Here is a 1773-nt window from a genome sequence, read left to right as displayed (position 1 = left end):
CCATCGCGCAACTGGTCATCCAGTATGAAAGCGAATGGCGCTACACCGCGAAAAGAATGGAGCCGCTGGACAAACTGCTGGGCCACACCCGCACCGAGCCGATACTGAACTGGATTGCGGAGAAGGGACGCTGGAAGGCGCTGGGTTTCTGGGATGACGTGTGGCGGAAGGTGGGATTGCCGGAGGCGGCCAAGGTTTATCACTTTCATCCGATTGGAATGGTGGGAGTCTTTACTAAGAAAAAACACCCCAGCATAGTTATTGACGGAGAGAGAATTTACCTTGACTTCCTTCTTTTCAATGAAGGAGAAAGCATACAGCAAAGAGATTTTGAAGAGGCTGCATTCATTATCGGATGCGAAGTTGCAGCAATTAAGGCTGTGGCCGCAACAGAGACAGGATCCACTGGGAGTTTTTATAAGTTTCAAGATTGGGACTTTGTCCCGGCAATTCTTTATGAGCGACACTACTTCCATTCTTTAACAGGCGGGCGGTATGACGAATCCAATCAATCAATTTCCAGTAGAACACCTGGCGGATACGGCCAATACGTAGAGCAATATCCAAAATTACTTCAAGCTTACGACCTTGATGCATCAGCAGCATTAAAATCCGCATCATGGGGAAAATTTCAAATAATGGGAAAAAACCACAAGGCCTGCGGATTTGATAGGGTTGAAGACTTCATATTCAGCATAAGTCAGTCGGAAAAAAATCAACTAAAAGCCTTCGTAAACTTTATTTTAGCCGACTCAAAACTAAAAAAAGCGATACAGAAAAAAGACTGGCTGGCTTTTGCTATAAAATATAACGGCCCCAAACAATCCGGATATGATCGTGAGATGCAGAGAAATTATGAAGCATTCAGCAGGTAAAATTTTATTTGCCGCCCCGTTGATTTTAAATTTTTCGATTTGTGAGTCGGCCAACCGCGAAGGCTGCGCAGCTAATGAATCCCTCTATTTTTCTTGCATAACCTCTCGTGCCGAGTCAATTCGTCTATGTGGCGCAAAAAACCTACCAATCAGCGGCTCTGCACATCTAACTTACGGAGGGAAAGTAATAAATTCAGAAAAATCAATCTCAAAGCCAGATTTAAAATACAACTGGTACAGTCGATTTCAAACAGAATACTTAAGGGTAAAATTCCTGACCAAAGAAATCTCCTACACTCTTTATAGAGATTATGATCAGTCGATTTCAAAAAATTATAAGTATGGGGTAATAGAGAAAAAAGAAGGATCCGAAGTGTCTACTCCTTGCGAAAAAATATACAAGGACAATCTGACAGAATTCATAAAGGGCGTTACTTGCGATAATGAAGATGCCTTAGGATGCCGCTTTTAAGTAGACGAAAAGAAAGGATATCCACGCCACGGCCGCGGCCACCAGCAAAGTCACCGGCACACTGGCTCGCGGCACCGAACTGGTCGTCAGTGGTGAAGGCGCCTACCGCAAGCTGGAAGCCGTGATCCCCCAAGGCCTGGAAGGCGGCGAACACGCCGAAGTGCCTGAACTCCCCGCCTACTGTGGTGACTATGGGCACCAGGCCCCGGAGGGTTATGTACGCTTTGCCGCACTGGCCCCCCTCATCGCGCCACTGCAACGGGACTCGGTCGCCCTTCCGGACCCGCCGATCCCGATCCAGGCCGGCCAGTTGATAGGGCACATCGGCGTCTACCACGACATGAAGAAATCCGAGGAGCGCAAACTCCACCTGGAAGTCTTTACCGCCCAGGACATGGTCAAGTTCCTCGCCGACAGCCGCGACTG

Annotated in this window: 2 protein-coding genes and 1 pseudogene; all 3 read left to right on the top strand. The window is 47.7% G+C overall.

The window, feature by feature from the left end; all coding sequences use genetic code 11:
* Positions 1–875, top strand: an 875-nt coding sequence (locus tag IB273_RS31250) for an N-acetylmuramidase family protein (RefSeq protein ID WP_192225870.1), incomplete at its 5' end; no start/stop codon positions are given.
* Entirely contained in the window at positions 856–1347 is a 492-nt protein-coding gene (locus tag IB273_RS31245; protein ID WP_192225869.1) for a hypothetical protein, read from the top strand. The genes IB273_RS31250 and IB273_RS31245, both read left to right, overlap by 20 nt.
* A 121-nt stretch (positions 1348–1468) precedes the next feature.
* A pseudogene (locus IB273_RS31240) lies at positions 1469–1773 on the top strand (hypothetical protein); the annotation flags it as partial.

This window comes from Pseudomonas sp. PDM19 (assembly GCF_014852215.1).
Taxonomy (GTDB): Bacteria; Pseudomonadota; Gammaproteobacteria; order Pseudomonadales; family Pseudomonadaceae; genus Pseudomonas.
Note: the sequence above shows the minus strand (reverse complement) of the source record. Positions and strands in the feature narration are given on the sequence as shown.

Bases quoted from the DNA above. Each gene is read 5' to 3' on its own strand.
- IB273_RS31245 (WP_192225869.1), top strand. From the start codon at position 856: ATGAAGCATTCAGCAGGTAAAATTTTATTTGCCGCCCCGTTGATTTTA.